This is a genomic window from Micromonospora sp. RV43 (genome assembly GCF_001029515.1).
Taxonomy (GTDB): domain Bacteria; phylum Actinomycetota; class Actinomycetes; order Mycobacteriales; family Micromonosporaceae; genus Micromonospora; species Micromonospora aurantiaca.
In genome coordinates, this window is the sequence record NZ_LEKG01000370.1 from 1 (window position 1) to 1126 (window position 1126).

Annotated in this window: 2 protein-coding genes; one reads left to right on the forward strand and one right to left on the reverse strand. The window is 70.5% G+C overall.

The window, feature by feature from the left end:
- The coding region (locus tag ABD52_RS40005; protein WP_047894878.1) for a hypothetical protein at positions 1–423 on the forward strand (423 nt) is incomplete at its 5' end.
- Between the two features lie 114 nt (positions 424–537).
- On the opposite strand, the gene ABD52_RS37270 is transcribed toward ABD52_RS40005, so the two are convergent.
- Entirely contained in the window at positions 538–1062 is a 525-nt protein-coding gene (locus ABD52_RS37270; RefSeq protein WP_152748384.1) for a DUF5956 family protein, read from the reverse strand.
- Positions 1063–1126 lie beyond the last annotated feature (64 nt).

A 1126-nucleotide genomic window follows, 5' to 3' on the forward strand; every position in this document is an offset into this window, starting at 1 on the left:
TACGGCAACGCCGCCGGCGTGATCGGCGCGTTCGACTTCATCGTCCGTCAGGCGTTCGAGGGCACCCGGCCGCGGTGGCGCAACACCCTGATCTGGGACTACGGCCCGCAGATGCAGCCGCAGGAGTTCACCAACAACTGCCGGACCAACGTCACCGGACCGGACGGCTACTGCGGGCAGAACCCGTTCTACTTCGCCTACGTCAGCTCCGGCAGCTGGCGCAGCGACAAGCCCAGCACCACCGGCTACTACTACAACAGCCAGCTCACCGCCGGCAGCGGCAAGTACCGCGACGACAACTACGGATCGTTCTTCGCCTCCGGCTACTCGCAGCTGTTCTACGCCCCGACCATCCACACCGGCCGCTGGAACCAGTGCACCGTCAGCCCCGGCTGCCGCTACTACCAGGTCCCCTGGGCCTGAACCAGCACCGATCAAGAGCCGGGTGGCCGCCTTCGCGGCCGCCCGGCTCTGCGTGATGCCGGCGGCATCAAACCAGCAAGATGACGCCTCCTGCCGCAGGGCACACGGCGTGAGTCAGGGCGGCGGGGCCTCGCCGCGCACGGTGCGGGCCGTTAACTGCACGAACGGCTCGTTCAACGTCAGCTCAATGCCCTGCTGCTGCGCGCGGTGCCACACCTGGTCGAGGACGGCGTCCACGCTGTCGTACCCGGGCGGCGGCTTGAGCAGCCAGAGACGCCCCCGGGGGCGCCCGCTGATACCGACCCGGGCCAGGGTCCAGTCATGGTCGTCGTCGATCTCCGCCATCATCGCCGGACCGGCCTCGCGGGTCTCCGTGCGCAGAACGGCGTGCGTCTTCGGGTCCTGCTCGTACCAGGTGTCGTAACGGGTGGCCCGATCAGGCACCCACGTGCGCAGCACGCGCGGCCACACCGCCGGCAGGAACGCGTACAGCGGCGCGTCGGGGGCCAACTGCCAGCCCCGCGCCATCAGCTCCCGCACCTCCGGCAGCTGCTCCGGGCCGAGCCCAGCCGCCTCGCCCGCGTCCTCGGCGGCCGGATCCGGGGGCTGGTCCACGCCCCAGTCGTAGGCGATAGTCACCCCCGCACTGTACGACCGCGCCCGCCAGGCGGCGCCGCTGTTGGACCAGCTCAGGCGACGTCAG